Raw genomic sequence first — 14,858 nt, forward strand, 5'->3', positions numbered from 1 at the left:
ATGGTCAGTCAAGAAGCAGTAGTCTTTTTGGCATTATCCGGGGCTATTGCGTTTCTGTTGCCAATCGGGCTGATTGTATGGTTTAAGCGAAAGTATGGCGCCTCTCTTAAAGTGTTTTTTATTGGCGCTCTCACGTTTTTTGTCTTCGCTCAGCTGCTGGAAGGCGGCGTTCATGTTTATGTACTGCAAGTGAATGAAATGACGAAAGAAGCGATGCAGCATCCATTATGGTATGGCATTTACGGCTGCTTGATGGCCGGCATTTTTGAGGAGTGCGGAAGGTATATGATGATGCGATTTTTTATGAAGCGCCATCATACTTGGGCAGATGGTCTGGCTTTCGGGGCAGGCCATGGCGGGCTTGAAGCCATCTTGATTACAGGCTTGTCCTCTATCTCACTTATTGTATATGCATTTGCAATCAATAGCGGGACGTTTGAACAGCTTTTGGTCAATGGCGACGTCAAACAGGCGCTTTTGCCGATACAGGAGCAGCTGCTGCATACTCCTTCGTATGAATGGATGCTGGGCGGAATAGAAAGAATCAGTGCCATTGCCGTCCAGATTGGTCTGTCTCTGCTTGTTTTGTACGCTGTTAAAAGCCGTCGGCCGCTGTTTTTGTTGTATTCTATTCTTTTACATGCACTGTTTAATGTACCGGCGGTTTTATATCAGAGAGGAATCATAGAGCATGCTGCAGCTGTTGAAATCATTGTTGCTCTTATAGCGGCTTTATCAGTTTATTGGATTGTAAAAGCAAAAAGGGTGTTTCAATAAAAGGTCCAAGCAGCAGCAATGCCCGCTTGGAAAAATGTGAATGGAAATATTCATTAAGCATGGGTCATCAGAATATTTCTGATTCAGTCTTTAGCAATGACAGCAAGAATGTCTGTGTTTTTTACAAGAGAAACAATGGTGTTTCTTTTTCTTCTTCTCGCAAGGGTCATGGCATTCTTTCTTTTTCTTGCAATGGTCGTGGAAATCTTTATCGAACCACTCGTCAAAGAACCAAAAATCATCGAACCAATCGTGACAACGACATTTCTGTTCATGTGAATGACGACAGCACATAGAAATCCCTCCTCTTCCCATGCTCTCTACAGCATATGAGAGATTGATAGGAAAAGATTGGACGGGTCCCTCGGGAAAAGAGTATATTTTAAGTAGAAAATAAAAGGAGGAATGCCCTATGACGTCCGTACGTAAAACGATGGAGCTCATTAAAGAACTTGTATCGATCCCAAGCCCGACAGGAAATACATATGAGGTGATCAATTATATTGAAAGCCTTTTAAAAGAATGGAAGGTAGAAACGGTTCGGAACCACAAGGGCGGCTTAATTGCAACGCTTCCAGGACGCGACACATCCCGGCATCGCATGCTGACAGCGCACGTTGACACCCTCGGCGCTATGGTGAAGGAAATTAAAGCGGACGGCCGGCTGAAAATCGATTTAATCGGCGGGTTCCGCTACAACTCGATTGAGGGAGAGTATTGCCAAATTGAAACCGCCTCAGGAAAAACGTACACAGGCACAATCTTAATGCATCAAACGTCTGTGCACGTATACAAAGACGCGGGAAAGGCTGAGCGGAATCAAGAGAATATGGAGATCCGCCTAGATGAACCTGTTCACTGCCGGAAAGATACGGAGGAGCTTGGCATTGGCGTCGGAGACTTTGTGTCGTTTGATCCACGTGTTGAGATCACATCAAGCGGATTTATTAAATCGCGCCATTTGGATGACAAAGCAAGCGTCGCCTTATTGCTCCGCTTAATTCATGAAATTCAAACAGAAGACATTGAGCTGCCGTATACAACCCATTTTCTTATTTCCAATAATGAAGAAATCGGTTACGGCGGGAATTCGAATATTCCTCCTGAAACAGTTGAATATTTGGCGGTTGATATGGGGGCTATCGGTGACGGGCAGGCGACTGATGAATATTCAGTATCAATCTGTGTGAAGGATGCGAGCGGGCCGTATCATTATCAGCTCAGAAAGCATTTAGTTCAATTAGCCGAGAAGCATCATATTGACTATAAGCTTGATATATATCCGTACTACGGGTCTGATGCGTCAGCAGCGATCAAATCCGGGCATGATATTGTGCATGGCCTCATAGGGCCGGGAATTGACGCTTCCCATGCATTTGAACGCACCCATAAATCATCTCTTCGCCATACCGCTAAGCTTCTGTATTACTATGTACAGTCACCAATGGTATAAGGGGGAGGACCAATGAAGATTTATAAGCTGAAAAGCACATTCGGCTGGGAAGGTGATGATGGGTTGGGAGAACAGCTGATTCAGCAGATCCTTGCCAGAGAAAAAACCGCCACGTGCGCGCCGAAATCATTGTATTCAAAAGATGAATTGAGGGACGTTTATCAAACAGCGGGTCAGCTTGTTACCGTTTATGATAAACATGACAATCCAAGATGCAATATAAAAGTGACAGATGTCTTTGAAACCACCTTTGGTGCGCCTGATATGAGGTTAGTCAAAGGAGAGGGCAATGGAGACCGAATTGAGGAGTTTCAAGAGGATCATCGGATGGCATGGGCGGAACTGATCAAAAGCGGTGAACTGGAGCTGAATGAGGATACTGTTTTGATTACAGAGCTGTTTGTGCTTGTTAAAGATTAAAAAAGCCTGCGGGGCAAGAACCCCGCAGGCTTTTCATTAACCAGAAATGGTTGCGTTTTGTTCTGTTTTCGATTGGGACATAACAGTTTCTGCTTTCGCAGGATTAAACATGCCTTCCCATTTAGACATCACAACGGCAGCAAGCGCGTTACCAGTCAGGTTGACAACTGTACGTGCCATATCCATGATGCGGTCTACGCCGGCAATAAAGGCAAGTCCTTCAGCCGGAACGCCGATGGTGCCAAGCGTTGCAAGCAAGACAACAAAAGAAGTACCAGGTACGGCAGCCATCCCTTTGGATGTCACCATTAAGACGAGCACAAGCGTAATTTGGTGCCAAATCGTCAAATCAATGCCATATACCTGTGCTAAAAAGAGTGCGGCAATAGATTGATAGAGAACGGAACCGTCTAAGTTAAACGTGTAACCGATCGGAATGACAAATGAAACAATGCCTTTTGGACATCCGATTTTCTCCATTTTTTCCATGATGCGCGGAAGAACCGTTTCAGAGCTGGACGTACTGAACGCCAGTAAGATTTCGTCCTTCATGTAAGCAAGGAACTTGAAGATGCTGATGCCGGCAATTTTTGCGACAATCCCGAAAATAACAATTAAGAAGAAAGCAAGCGCGACATAAACCAATCCGACGAGCTTTCCGAGAGAGATAAGAGAACCGAGTCCGAATTTAGACACAGTCACTCCGATAAGAGCGAAAACGCCGAATGGCGCCACTTTCATCACAAGGTTTACAACGTGGAACATGGCATGGGATACACCTTCAAAAAAGGCTAATACAGGCTTGCCTCTTTCACCGATCGCGGAAATACCCAATGCAAATAGTACTGTAAAGCAGATGATGGCTAGAAGATCCCCTTCGACCAATGACTGGAAGAAGTTTGTCGGCACAATATGGAGGAACGTTTCCGCCACTGATTTATTACTTTGTTCTTTTTCAGTTTCAACATATTGACTGATGTCCGATTTTTGAGCTTCGTGTATATTAACTCCTGTACCCGGATGGAAGATGTTTGCAAGGGCTAGTCCGAGAATAATGGCAAAAGTCGTGATGATCTCGAAGTACAGAATCGTTCTGAAGCCTAATTTACCGACTTGCTTTCCATTTCCTGCACCGGCTACACCGATGATTAAGCTGGAGACAACAATAGGAATCACTATCATTTTGATTAAGCGTAAAAAGAGATCCCCGATTGGCTGCAGGTAAGTAGGCAATGCTGGGTTGCCATACCAAATGACGCCAACAATGACACCTAGAATAAGTCCAACGAATATTTGTGTGGCTAATCCAAACTTAATTCTTTTCATAGATTACCTCCCAAAAAACAAAGTATCAACATATATCATGAATAGACATATATTTAATCTCACTATTAGATCAAATTATAATAGATAAGAAATCAATTCGTCTATAGTAAATTATATTTCGAAAATAAAGAATATTCAATGACATTATGATAATCACCAGAATTATCTAAAAACAGGTGAGCTTTGACCTAACCTGACTATTATTTCAAAATTAAGAGATATGTGAAAAAATAAGAAAATCCCACGCGTAAGGCGCGGGATTTTCGCTCATTACAAATCGTTTACTTTTATACAGTCATTGCAGATATTACCATAACACTCATGCTGCTCTTCTATCTTTTTTCCGCATTCCGCACACTTTTTCGAAGGCAGGTTTCTAAAAAATTCTGTGATTTTCCCCAGCATAACCAATCCCTCTTTCCCCTTTGTAGTGATTTCATTGTAATATAACAGATTACAAAAATCAATAACTGTTTTGATACAATGTTTAAAACATGCTTTTTTTAAGAAAAATGGGTATATTGAAGGAGGATCAATTTTTTTGAAAAGATAGGAGGACATTATGAAAGTTACAGTTATCGGATGCTATGGCGGTTTTCCGGCCGCAAATGAAGCGACGTCAGGCTATTTGTTTCAGTCAGGTGATTACTCTCTGCTTGTTGATTGCGGCAGTGCCGTTTTGTCTAAGCTGTTCGGATATGTGCCGGCGGAAAAGCTGGATGCGGTCGTTCTGTCTCATTATCACCATGACCATATCGCTGATATCGGACCGCTGCAATTTGCCAAGCAAGTCGGTTCGTTTCTCGGCAAAGGAGAGCATACGCTTCCGATTTACGGACATGATGCTGATATAGAACAGTTTCAAAAGCTTACATATAAAACACATACAAAAGGGATCGCCTATCAGCCGGATCAGCCGTTGACTGCCGGTCCGTTTACGATCACCTTTTTAAAAACGATTCACCCGGTGACGTGCTATGCCATGCGGATTACTGACGGCAGCCACACTGTCGTTTATACTGCTGATTCCAGCTATCAGGATTCATTTATACCGTTTTCGAAAGATGCTGATTTATTGATCTCAGAATGCAATTTTTATGCCGATCAAGACGGAACAAGTGCAGGCCATATGAACAGCCTGGAAGCTGGGCGCATTGCAAAAGAAGCCGGAGCGGGAGAACTGCTGCTGACCCATTTGCCGCATTTTGGCGTGCATGACAACCTTCGCAAAGAAGCGAAAACCGTTTTTAACGGAGAAGTGAATATTGCGAAATCAGGTTTTGTGTGGGAAGGATAAAGGAGGAGCACCATGTTATTTATAGACAATCAAAATATCAATGATCCGCGGATCAATCTTGCTATCGAGGAGTACTGTGTAAAGCATTTAGACCCTGAACAGCAATATTTGCTCTTTTATGTGAATCAACCGTCTATTATCATTGGGAAAAACCAAAATACAATAGAAGAAATCAATACAAAATATGTTGAGGAAAACGGGATTATCGTCGTCCGCCGTTTATCAGGCGGGGGCGCTGTGTACCATGATCTGGGGAACTTGAACTTCAGCTTTATTACCAAGGATGACGGGAACAGCTTTCATAACTTTAAAAAATTCACTGAGCCGGTGATTCAGGCGTTACATCAGCTTGGGGTTGAAGCTGAATTAAGCGGCCGGAACGACATTGTAGTGGATGGCCGGAAAATATCCGGAAACGCTCAGTTTGCAACGAAAGGCCGTATTTTCAGCCACGGCACCCTCATGTTTGATTCAGCCATTGATCATGTTGTATCAGCATTAAAGGTGAAAAAGGATAAAATTGAATCAAAAGGCATCAAATCGATCAGAAGCCGAGTAGCAAACATCAGTGAGTTTCTCGATGATAAAATGACCACCGAAGAATTCCGCAGCCATTTGCTTCGCCATATTTTTAACACAAACGACATTGGAAACGTGCCGGAGTATAAGCTGACGGAAAAAGATTGGGAGACCATTCATCAAATTTCGAAAGAGCGCTATCAGAATTGGGATTGGAACTACGGCCGCTCGCCGAAATTTAACCTTAATCATTCGAAACGTTATCCGGTTGGATCGATCGATTTGCGCCTAGAGGTCAAGAAAGGCAAAATCGAGGACTGCAAAATCTTCGGAGATTTCTTCGGTGTCGGTGATGTATCTGAAATTGAAAACCTGCTGGTTGGAAAACAATACGAACGCAGCGTCATCGCTGATGTGCTCGAAGGTGTGAATCTCAAGCATTACTTTGGGAACATTACGAAAGAGGATTTCCTTGATCTGATTTATTAAGGCAAAACACATCGTTTGAAAGAGCGGTTGTGTTTTTGAAATAATGGAGGCAGGAGGGATTCACATGAAAGTGTTTTTAATCGGAGCGAACGGACAAATCGGGCAAAGACTCGTCTCTTTATTCCAAGATAATCCTGATCATTCCATCAGAGCGATGGTCAGAAAAGAAGAACAGAAAGCGTCTCTTGAAGCTGCCGGTGCAGAAGCTGTGCTTGCGAATCTGGAGAGCAGCCCGGAAGAAATCGCCGCTGCGGCAAAAGGTTGTGACGCTATCATTTTCACAGCCGGTTCCGGCGGCAGCACAGGCTATGATAAAACGCTGCTGGTGGATCTCGATGGAGCGGCGAAAGCCATTGAAGCTGCGGACATTGCCGGAATCAAACGGTTTATTATGGTCAGCGCCCTGCAAGCCCATAACCGTGAAAATTGGAATGAGGCACTCAAGCCTTATTATGTGGCCAAGCATTATGCTGATAAAATTCTGGAAGCGAGCGGTTTAACCTATACGATTATCCGTCCGGGAGGCCTTCGCAATGAGCCTGGAACGGGAACTGTTTCAGCAGCGAAGGATCTGGAGCGGGGATTTATTTCTCGTGATGACGTTGCAAAAACGGTCATTGCCTCTTTAGATGAGAAGAATACGGAAAATCGGGCCTTTGATCTGACAGAAGGAGATACGCCGATTGCCGAAGCATTGAAGAAACTATGACAGTACTGACACTCAGGGCTTTTTGCTCTTGAGTGTTTTTTTCAGTTTCTCTATAATGGAGGAGAAAGCTTGGCTTCAATAATGAATGACTATTCATTCACTTTAAGGGGTGGGAGAATGAATCTTGTTTCAAAATTGGAAGAAACAGCATCTGAGAAGCCCGACAGCATCGCATGCAGGTTTAAAGATCACATGATGACGTATCAAGAGCTGAATGAATATATTCAGCGATTTGCGGACGGCCTTCAGGAAGCCGGTATGGAGAAAGGGGACCATCTAGCTTTGCTGGTTGGCAATTCGCCTGATTTTATCATCGCGTTTTTTGGCGCTTTAAAAGCTGGGATCGTGGTTGTTCCCATCAATCCGTTGTACACGCCGACAGAAATTGGTTATATGCTGACAAATGGCGATGTAAAGGCGATCGTGGGCGTTAGCCAGCTTTTGCCGCTTTATGAGAGCATGCATGAATCGCTGCCAAAGGTTGAGCTCGTCATTTTATGCCAGACGGGGGAGGCCGAGCCGGAAGCTGCGGACCCAGAGGTCAGGATGAAAATGACAACGTTTGCAAAAATATTGCGGCCGACATCTGCCGCTAAACAAAACCAAGAACTTGTCCCTGATGATACCGCGGTTATTCTATATACGTCAGGAACGACTGGAAAACCGAAAGGCGCGATGCTGACTCATCAGAATTTGTACAGCAATGCCAACGATGTCGCAGGCTATTTGGGAATGGATGAGAGGGACAATGTGGTCTGCGCTCTTCCCATGTTTCACGTGTTTTGTTTAACCGTCTGCATGAATGCACCGCTGATGAGCGGCGCAACTGTCTTGATTGAGCCTCAATTCAGTCCGGCATCTGTTTTTAAGATTGTTAAGCAGCAGCAGGCGACCATTTTTGCCGGTGTACCTACGATGTATAATTACTTGTTTCAGCATGAAAACGGAAAGAAAGATGATTTTTCTTCCATCCGGCTGTGTATTTCGGGAGGCGCGGCAATGCCAGTCGCGTTGCTGACGGCGTTTGAAGAAAAATTCGGCGTTACCATTTTGGAAGGCTACGGGCTCTCGGAAGCATCACCCGTTACGTGCTTTAACCCGTTTGACAGGGGCAGGAAGCCGGGCTCCATCGGGACAAGTATCTTACATGTCGAAAACAAGGTCGTAGATCCGCTCGGACGCGAGCTGCCCGCTCACCAGGTCGGCGAATTGATCGTGAAAGGCCCCAATGTGATGAAGGGCTATTATAAAATGCCGATGGAAACAGAGCATGCATTAAAAGACGGGTGGCTTTATACGGGGGACTTGGCAAGACGGGATGAGGACGGCTATTTTTACATTGTTGACCGGAAAAAAGACATGATCATTGTAGGAGGATACAATGTGTATCCGCGGGAGGTGGAAGAGGTGCTGTACAGCCATCCGGACGTCAAGGAGGCGGTTGTCATCGGCGTGCCGGACCCCCAAAGCGGGGAAGCGGTAAAGGGATATGTGGTGCCGAAACGCTCTGGGGTAACAGAGGAGGACATCATGCAGCACTGTGAAAAGCATCTGGCAAAATACAAGCGGCCTGCCGCCATTACGTTTCTTGACGATATTCCGAAAAATGCGACGGGGAAAATGCTCAGACGGGCACTGAGAGATATTTTGCCCCAATAAAATGAAAAAGCGAAGCGGTTAGCTTCGCTTTTTCATTTTCAATCCTTTGCTTCTTTTTTAATAATATTTAGCAGCGCCTTTGTATCATTTTTGCTTAATTTGTAGTATGTGCCATCCTTCAAAAAAACGGCTTGCTGGCTGCCGTCAATCCATAGTCTGAATGAGTCATACCGGTCTTTATGAAACTTGATTGTCCCTTCGTAATCAGGGGCTGATGTTTTTTCTGTCTTCACCTGTTTTCCCTGATTCATAATATCCAGCATATCTTTGACGTGCTGTCTTTTTTCAATCTCGATATCTTCCTGGCCGCTTGAAGACAGTGTGATCAAATCCGCGTCTACCGATTGATACACATCGCCTGATCGGCTGTAAAGATAAAAAAATGCGATAAACACAAGACCGATTACCACGATGGCTGCCACTATTTTTTTCATTTGCATCACTCCAAACATTGTTAGTTTTCCCAGCGATCGGGCTTTCCATGCTTAAAAGGGTGGAAAAGTGCGGAACACAGCTTGGTTCTAAGAATTTGAATTTATGATTACAATAGAAGTAACGGGTTGATGTGAGGAGTGAGGCGTTATGCGCAAGTGGATTGCGGCAGCAGGACTTGCTTACGTGCTGTACGGGCTGTTTTTTTATTGGTATTTTTTCCTGTCGGGTGATTCCGCAATACCGGAAGCCGTGAAAGGGACGCAGGCTGATCCGGCTTCTTTCATGAAGCCGTCTGAGTTGGCAGTGGCCGAGCAGTATTCGAATGTCAAGAATTTTTTATTTTTTATCGGGGTACCACTTGATTGGTTTCTGTTTTTTGTTCTGCTTGTCAGCGGTGTTTCAAAGAAAATCAAGAAATGGATCGAAGCGGCCGTGCCTTTTCGGTTTTTGCAGACCGTTGGTTTTGTGTTTGTGCTTTCGCTGATTACAACATTGGTGACGCTGCCTTTAGATTGGATAGGCTATCAAGTATCGCTTGACTATAACATTTCCACACAGACAACGGCCAGCTGGGCTAAGGATCAGGTTATCAGCTTTTGGATCAGCTTTCCAATCTTTACGCTTTGCGTTCTCGTTTTTTATTGGCTGATCAAAAGGCATGAAAAAAAATGGTGGTTATACGCCTGGCTGTTAACAGTGCCGTTTTCGCTGTTTCTGTTTTTTATTCAGCCGGTCATTATCGATCCTTTATACAATGATTTTTATCCGCTGAAAAACAAAGAGCTTGAAAGCAAAATTTTAGAGCTGGCAGATGAAGCCAATATTCCGGCTGACCATGTATATGAAGTGAACATGTCAGAAAAAACAAATGCGCTGAATGCCTATGTTACAGGAATTGGGGCCAATAAACGGATTGTATTGTGGGATACGACGCTGAACAAACTTGACGATTCAGAAATCCTGTTTATTATGGGCCACGAAATGGGCCATTATGTCATGAAGCACGTTTACATCGGTCTGGCTGGTTATTTGCTCGTGTCGCTCGCCGGATTTTATGTCATTGATAAGCTTTACAAGCGGACGGTTCGCCTAACCCGCAGCATGTTTCATTTAGAAGGACGGCATGATCTTGCGGCACTTCCGCTGTTATTGCTTTTGTTTTCTGTTTTGAGCTTTGCGGTGACGCCTTTTTCTAATGCTGTCTCGCGTTATCAGGAGAATAAGGCTGACCAGTATGGGATCGAGTTGACAGAGAACAGAGAAGCCGCTGTTAAAACGTTTCAGGATTTGGCCGTGACGGGGCTGAGCCAGGTTGATCCTCCGGTGCTTGTGAAGATTTTCAGAGGCAGCCATCCTTCGATCATGGAACGGATTCAACATGCGGAGAAAGAAGAGAATGCGCCGGAACATCAGGATGCTGACAAATAAAAAGAAGCAGGTATGGAGGAACCTGCTTCTTTTTACTATTATTGTGCAGCTGCTTGTACGTTGATTAACCCTTTTCCATAGTAGAAAGAGTTTCCAAGATATGTTGCAGTGCTTTCTAAACGATCACGGACTTGCGCGTTTGTCCAAGTCGGGTGCTTAGAAAGAATTAGCGCTGCTGCTCCGGCAACGTGAGGAGTCGCCATGGACGTGCCGTTGTAAGCACCGTAAGTGCCTCCAGGAAGTGTGCTTTGGATGGATACGCCAGGAGCCATCACATCAAGCTCAGAACCTGCGCTTGAGAATGAAGCTCTTTGGTTGCTGCTGTTTACCGCACCTACCGCAATAGTAGAAGGATATTTTGCAGGGTAGCCGACTGTGCTTGAGCTTCCGGACGAACCTTCGTTTCCGGCAGCGGCAGCAACGACGATACCGCTGGAAACGGCTTTATCAACGACTGTTTTCAGCGCTGTAGAACCAGAAGGTCCGCCAAGGCTCATGTTAATAACATCCATATTGTTGGAAATGGCCCATTCAATGCCGTTAATAATCCAGCTATATTGGCCGCTTCCTGTTGAATCAAGCACTTTTACTGCATATAATGATGCGCTTGGCGCTACGCCCAGAACACCGATTGAGTTATTAAGAGCGGCAATCGTACCGGCTACATGCGTGCCGTGAGAACTGCCGTCCTGGTATGGGTTTGTTTCAGAAGGTACGAAGCTTGCTCCGCCTCTGACGTTTAAGTCAGGATGAGAAGAGTCAATTCCGCTGTCAATAACAGCTACTTTTACGTTAGAGCCTGTGTAGCCTTGAGAGTGAAGAGCCGGCGCTTTAATTTGAGAAATGCCATAAGGAACAGATTGCGCATATTCATGTGCAATATGATCTTCTTCCACATATGCAACGCTCGGATCTTTTTTCAATTCTTTTACAGCTTTTTCATCCAATGTTGCTGCGGCCGCGTTAACATACTTAAATTGCTTTTGAACCTTTCCGCCTTTTTCAGAAATAACATCCTTTTTCTTGGCGGAACTCATGGCACTCATTGTCTGCTTAAATCCGACAATGTATTTCTTTTCTGTACTGCTTTTTCCGGCAGCCTGCGCAGACATGTTGCTGAACGCCATCGTAAAGATTAACGTTAACGCAAACAACAAGCTGATCCACAATTTTTTGCTTCTCACTCTTTACCCTCTCCTTTTAAAAAATTCAGAGTAGACTTACTTAAAAGACTATTCTGTGAATTTATTGTAATAGATGGAATAATATTTTAGTAGACCCATTTTTTTGAGATGATTTTATCTCTATTTAGGTATATCATCTCTCGCTATTTCCGTAGAGACTCGAAATAACTATTTTCATACAGAAAAGAACGAAAATAGACATGAGTAAATGTTCATTATGCTGAAATGTCATGCTTTTTTAGGTTAAATGCTCCTGAGTCCCTGCAAATTCCTGTCGAAAAAATTCGTTCAAATGACCTGCATATGCTTCCGTGAGAACAATGGATATTATCGTGATATTTTTTCAAAGCATGATGATAAAAGTATTCTGAAAAATAAACTTTACAGAAAAGGGATAGAATGAAAAAATTATTGAGAGGGAGGAAGAAATAAGATGAACATTCGCCAAGCAAAGACATCAGATGCGGCCGCCATTGCGCCGCTGTTTAACCAATATCGGGAATTTTATAGACAGGCATCCGATTTGCAAGGGGCGGAGGCTTTTTTGAAAGCTCGTTTGGAAAATCACGAGTCTGTTATTTTGATAGCAGAAGAAAATGGAGAATTCATAGGCTTTACCCAGCTCTATCCAACGTTTTCTTCTGTGTCAATGAAAAGGATCTACATATTAAATGACTTATTTGTCGTTCCTCATGCGCGTACAAAGGGAGCCGGCGGCCGGCTGCTTTCTGCCGCAAAGGATTATGCAGAGGAAAACGGGGCAAAATGTTTAACACTTCAGACTGAGCACCACAACCGGAAGGCAAGAAGCTTGTATGAGCAAAACGGCTATGAAGAGGATACCGCATTTGTCCATTATCGTCTGAATGTGCCGGCGAAGTGAAAATGGCGGCTTGATGATTTGGTTTTTTGAACGTTCTTCGGTTACGATATAAATGAAAAGGAGTGTGCCGAATGTCAACGTTATTTCAAGCATTGCAGGCAGAAAAAAATGCCGATGATGTTTCAGTCCATGTGAAAACCATATCAACAGAGGATTTGCCGAAGGATGGTGTCCTGATTAAAGTTGCTTATTCCGGCATTAATTACAAAGATGGTCTGGCCGGAAAAGCAGGAGGCAATATCGTCAGAGAGTATCCGCTTATTTTAGGCATTGATGCTGCGGGTACGGTCGTCTCTTCCAATGATCCGCGTTTTGCGGAGGGGGATGAGGTGATCGCGACAAGCTATGAGCTCGGTGTCTCCCGTGATGGCGGATTAAGTGAATACGCTTCGGTGCCTGGTGACTGGCTGGTGCCTTTGCCACAGAATCTTTCGTTAAAAGAAGCGATGGTGTACGGAACGGCGGGATTTACTGCGGCGTTATCAGTGCATCGGCTTGAACAGAACGGTCTGTCTCCGGAAAAAGGCAGCGTGCTAGTCACAGGAGCAACCGGCGGTGTCGGCGGAATTGCGGTATCGATGCTGAACAAGCGGGGCTATGATGTTGTGCCAAGCACCGGAAACCGGGAGGCGGCTGATTATTTGAAACAGCTTGGTGCAAGCGAAGTAATCAGCAGGGAAGATGTCTATGACGGAACGCTTAAGGCGCTGTCCAAGCAGCAATGGCAGGGAGCGGTTGATCCAGTCGGCGGAAAACAGCTTGCCTCGCTTTTAAGCAAAATTCAATACGGCGGATCTGTCGCAGTGAGCGGCTTAACCGGCGGAGGAGAAGTTCCGGCAACGGTGTATCCCTTTATTCTTCGCGGAGTAAGCCTGCTCGGAATCGATTCAGTATACTGTCCGATGGACGTCAGAGCCGCTGTTTGGGAGCGCATGTCTTCTGATCTCAAGCCTGATCAGCTGCTGACCATCGTGGACAGGGAAGTATCATTGGAAGAAACGCCGGGTGCGTTAAAAGATATTTTGCAAAATCGCATTCAAGGAAGAGTGATTGTGAAGCTTTAACAGGATCAGCTTGCAGAGAATGTTATTTTTCTGCAAGCTTTTTTGTGGACAGGATGATCAGCTGCTGGACTGCTGTGTCGCGAAACAAGATTTTCATGTAAGCGGAACTTTCTCTTCTCATTTTAAAAATAATTGGTGATAATGATTCTCATTCCGTGTTATACTACTCTTGGACATCTTAACCATAGAAACTACCAACAGGAGAGACTGGAACATATGAAAAAAACACTGATTATTCTTACAGTTTTACTTCTTTCTGTCTTAACGGCTGCTTGCTCGTCTTCAAGCGGCAATCAAAACAGTAAAGAACATAAAGTGGCGGTAACACATGATTTAGGGAAGACAAATGTGCCTGAGCATCCGAAGCGGGTTGTTGTTCTTGAGCTTGGTTTTATTGATACACTGCTTGATCTCGGCATTACGCCTGTCGGGGTTGCCGATGACAACAAAGCGAAGCAGCTGATCAACAAGGATGTGCTGAAGAAAATTGACGGCTACACATCTGTCGGCACTCGCTCACAGCCAAGCATGGAAAAAATCGCTTCATTAAAACCCGATTTAATTATTGCTGACACGACCCGGCATAAGAAGGTGTACGATCAGCTGAAAAAAATAGCGCCGACGATTGCGCTTAATAATTTAAATGCTGATTATCAGGATACAATTGACGCTTCGCTTACGATTGCAAAAGCAGTCGGCAAGGAGAAGGAAATGGAGAAAAAGCTGACGGCGCATGAAGAAAAGCTTAGCGAGACAAAGCAGAAAATCAGCGCGAACAGCCAGTCCGTGCTTTTGATCGGAAATACAAATGATACGATTATGGCCAGGGATGAAAACTTCTTTACATCGAGACTTTTAACACAGGTCGGCTATCGATATGCAATCAGTACGTCAGGCAATAGCGATTCAAGCAATGGCGGCGACTCTGTGAATATGAAAATGACACTGGAGCAGCTGCTGAAAACAGATCCGGATGTGATCATCCTGATGACAGGAAAAACAGATGACCTCGATGCCGACGGTAAACGCCCGATCGAAAAGAATGTCCTTTGGAAAAAACTGAAGGCAGTGAAAAACGGGCATGTATACCACGTGGACCGTGCGGTGTGGTCTCTGCGCCGCAGTGTAGACGGGGCGAATGCCATTTTGGACGAGCTTCAAAAAGAGATGCCGGCTGCTAAGAAATAAAAGAAAAGACAGGCAAACGCCTGTCTT

Annotated in this window: 16 protein-coding genes; 11 read left to right on the forward strand and 5 right to left on the reverse strand. The window is 44.6% G+C overall.

Annotated elements, in window-relative coordinates:
* The gene (locus ACFVP7_RS05595; protein ID WP_017695356.1) at nt 1-777 is read left to right on the forward strand and encodes a YhfC family intramembrane metalloprotease; all 777 of its coding nucleotides are present in this window, start codon (nt 1-3) and stop codon (nt 775-777) included.
* A gap of 83 nt (nt 778-860) precedes the next feature.
* On the opposite strand, the gene ACFVP7_RS05600 is transcribed toward ACFVP7_RS05595, so the two are convergent.
* Entirely contained in the window at nt 861-1,052 is a 192-nt protein-coding gene (locus ACFVP7_RS05600; RefSeq protein ID WP_003245634.1) for a hypothetical protein, read from the reverse strand.
* A 137-nt stretch (nt 1,053-1,189) separates the two neighbouring features.
* Between ACFVP7_RS05600 and ACFVP7_RS05605 the strand changes: the two genes are divergently transcribed.
* Nucleotides 1,190-2,230, forward strand: coding sequence for a M42 family metallopeptidase (locus ACFVP7_RS05605; protein ID WP_014479351.1), 1,041 nt, complete (start codon nt 1,190-1,192; stop codon nt 2,228-2,230).
* 12 nt (nt 2,231-2,242) lie between these two features.
* Nucleotides 2,243-2,650 carry an ASCH domain-containing protein gene (locus ACFVP7_RS05610; RefSeq protein ID WP_042977753.1) on the forward strand — a complete coding sequence of 136 codons (408 nt, stop codon included), beginning with the start codon at nt 2,243-2,245 and terminating at the stop codon, nt 2,648-2,650.
* Nucleotides 2,651-2,686: 36 nt separating this feature from the next.
* Here ACFVP7_RS05610 and gltT read toward each other — a convergent pair whose 3' ends face one another.
* Together gltT and yhfH are read right to left on the reverse strand one after the other, a co-directional pair.
* Nucleotides 2,687-3,976 (reverse strand): glutamate/proton symporter GltT, encoded by a 1,290-nt coding sequence (gene gltT, locus ACFVP7_RS05615; RefSeq protein WP_003245579.1) that lies wholly within the window; start codon nt 3,974-3,976, stop codon nt 2,687-2,689.
* Nucleotides 3,977-4,246: 270 nt separating this feature from the next.
* Nucleotides 4,247-4,381 carry a protein YhfH gene (gene yhfH, locus ACFVP7_RS05620; RefSeq protein ID WP_003244802.1) on the reverse strand — a complete coding sequence of 45 codons (135 nt, stop codon included), beginning with the start codon at nt 4,379-4,381 and terminating at the stop codon, nt 4,247-4,249.
* A 157-nt stretch (nt 4,382-4,538) separates the two neighbouring features.
* Here yhfH and ACFVP7_RS05625 point away from each other — a divergent pair, with 157 nt between their 5' ends.
* From ACFVP7_RS05625 to lcfB, 4 genes are all read left to right on the forward strand, one after another.
* Entirely contained in the window at nt 4,539-5,273 is a 735-nt protein-coding gene (locus ACFVP7_RS05625) for an MBL fold metallo-hydrolase (protein WP_003233185.1), read from the forward strand.
* Nucleotides 5,274-5,285: 12 nt separating this feature from the next.
* Nucleotides 5,286-6,281: a lipoate--protein ligase LplJ gene (gene lplJ, locus ACFVP7_RS05630; RefSeq protein WP_375060205.1), complete on the forward strand. Its 996-nt coding sequence runs from the start codon at nt 5,286-5,288 to the stop codon at nt 6,279-6,281.
* A gap of 64 nt (nt 6,282-6,345) precedes the next feature.
* Nucleotides 6,346-6,990: an SDR family oxidoreductase gene (locus tag ACFVP7_RS05635; RefSeq protein ID WP_033883069.1), complete on the forward strand. Its 645-nt coding sequence runs from the start codon at nt 6,346-6,348 to the stop codon at nt 6,988-6,990.
* A 117-nt stretch (nt 6,991-7,107) separates the two neighbouring features.
* The gene (gene lcfB / locus ACFVP7_RS05640; RefSeq protein ID WP_338733057.1) at nt 7,108-8,649 is read left to right on the forward strand and encodes a long-chain-fatty-acid--CoA ligase LcfB; all 1,542 of its coding nucleotides are present in this window, start codon (nt 7,108-7,110) and stop codon (nt 8,647-8,649) included.
* 38 nt (nt 8,650-8,687) lie between these two features.
* Here lcfB and ACFVP7_RS05645 read toward each other — a convergent pair whose 3' ends face one another.
* Nucleotides 8,688-9,083: a hypothetical protein gene (locus ACFVP7_RS05645; protein WP_003245187.1), complete on the reverse strand. Its 396-nt coding sequence runs from the start codon at nt 9,081-9,083 to the stop codon at nt 8,688-8,690.
* 148 nt (nt 9,084-9,231) lie between these two features.
* Between ACFVP7_RS05645 and ACFVP7_RS05650 the strand changes: the two genes are divergently transcribed.
* Nucleotides 9,232-10,512: a M48 family metallopeptidase gene (locus ACFVP7_RS05650; RefSeq protein WP_003233175.1), complete on the forward strand. Its 1,281-nt coding sequence runs from the start codon at nt 9,232-9,234 to the stop codon at nt 10,510-10,512.
* Nucleotides 10,513-10,550: 38 nt separating this feature from the next.
* Here the strand turns inward: ACFVP7_RS05650 and aprE are convergent, their stop codons facing one another.
* Complete coding sequence (gene aprE / locus ACFVP7_RS05655; RefSeq protein ID WP_015715621.1) at nt 10,551-11,696, reverse strand: subtilisin AprE; 1,146 nt, start codon at nt 11,694-11,696, stop codon at nt 10,551-10,553.
* A gap of 433 nt (nt 11,697-12,129) precedes the next feature.
* On the opposite strand from aprE, the gene ACFVP7_RS05660 reads away from it, so the two are divergent.
* The 3 genes from ACFVP7_RS05660 (at nt 12,130) to ACFVP7_RS05670 (ending at nt 14,831) form a co-directional block, all read left to right on the forward strand.
* A complete protein-coding gene (locus ACFVP7_RS05660) occupies nt 12,130-12,579 on the forward strand; it encodes a GNAT family N-acetyltransferase (protein WP_124059674.1) in 450 nt (149 codons plus the stop codon).
* A gap of 71 nt (nt 12,580-12,650) precedes the next feature.
* Nucleotides 12,651-13,643, forward strand: a complete 993-nt coding sequence (locus tag ACFVP7_RS05665) for an acryloyl-CoA reductase (protein WP_396583040.1) — start codon at nt 12,651-12,653, stop codon at nt 13,641-13,643.
* Nucleotides 13,644-13,859: 216 nt separating this feature from the next.
* Nucleotides 13,860-14,831: an ABC transporter substrate-binding protein gene (locus ACFVP7_RS05670; RefSeq protein ID WP_003233159.1), complete on the forward strand. Its 972-nt coding sequence runs from the start codon at nt 13,860-13,862 to the stop codon at nt 14,829-14,831.
* The last annotated feature ends 27 nt before the right edge of the window (nt 14,832-14,858 follow it).

The sequence above is a fragment of the Bacillus sp. SG20033 genome (assembly GCF_044570195.1).
Lineage (GTDB): Bacteria > Bacillota > Bacilli > Bacillales > Bacillaceae > Bacillus > Bacillus subtilis.